This window comes from Dietzia massiliensis (genome assembly GCF_018390595.1).
Lineage (GTDB): Bacteria > Actinomycetota > Actinomycetes > Mycobacteriales > Mycobacteriaceae > Dietzia > Dietzia massiliensis.
The window spans coordinates 1-419 of the sequence record NZ_JAHBAV010000231.1 but is presented as its reverse complement, the minus strand read 5'-3'; the positions used below and the strand labels follow the sequence as shown (position 1 = coordinate 419).

Here is a 419-nt window from a genome sequence, read left to right as displayed (position 1 = left end):
ACCGTGATTTTGCGCAATGAGCGCACACGGGGTTTTACTTCCCTCTGAAGAAAATTTATCTTATCCCCACTTTTTGTTCGTGAGCTGGTTGTCATCGTCGGGATGACGCGTCACCGGCTCACGTGTCGTTATTCTAGCCTTTCCAGGAAAATTATGAGCAAGAGCACCGCTGAGATCCGTCAAGCGTTTCTCGATTTCTTTCATAGTAAGGGTCATCAGGTTGTAGCGAGCAGCTCCCTGGTGCCTAACAATGATCCGACATTGCTGTTTACCAATGCCGGCATGAACCAATTTAAGGATGTTTTCCTGGGGCTCGACAAACGCGCCTATTCCCGCGCCACCACCTCGCAGCGCTGCGTGCGCGCAGGCGGCAAGCATAACGACCTGGAAAACGTCGGTTATACCGCGCGTCACCACAC

Annotated in this window: 1 protein-coding gene; it reads left to right on the top strand. The window is 52.3% G+C overall.

From position 1 onward, the window contains the following. Positions 1 to 153: 153 nt before the first annotated feature. Positions 154 to 419: alanine--tRNA ligase-related protein (locus tag KHA85_RS20390; RefSeq protein WP_236885852.1), on the top strand; the 266-nt coding region annotated here is incomplete at its 3' end.